We start from the raw sequence: 272 nt of genomic DNA, 5'->3' as shown, positions 1-272 counted from the left end.
ATGGTGTTGATGTCGACCCAGCCATAGATGGTGGAGCCGACCGAGCGGCGGCCGTCGAGCAGGACCAGCACGCGGCCTTCGCCCAGGTTGCGCATGTTGAGCGCGTTGATGCCCGCCGAGCCGTTCGACAGGTTGAGGCGCGAATTGGCCGGCTTGGTCGAGCCGGCGAGCTGGGGCATCTGGTTGACGAAGTCGGCGATGTTGTTCGTCGGCGACGTGTTCTGGATATCCTGCTGGGTCAGCACGGTGAGCGGCGTCGGGGCCTGGAAGCC

Annotated in this window: 1 protein-coding gene; it reads right to left on the bottom strand. The window is 65.8% G+C overall.

The annotated features are described in order from the left end of the window. Nucleotides 1-272: TonB-dependent receptor plug domain-containing protein (locus NLU14_RS21850; RefSeq protein WP_275710570.1), on the bottom strand; the 272-nt coding region annotated here is incomplete at both ends.

This window comes from Marinobacter iranensis, assembly GCF_029207565.1.
GTDB classification, from domain to species: Bacteria; Pseudomonadota; Gammaproteobacteria; order Pseudomonadales; family Oleiphilaceae; genus Marinobacter; species Marinobacter iranensis.
This window is presented reverse-complemented; position numbering and strand designations above follow the sequence as displayed.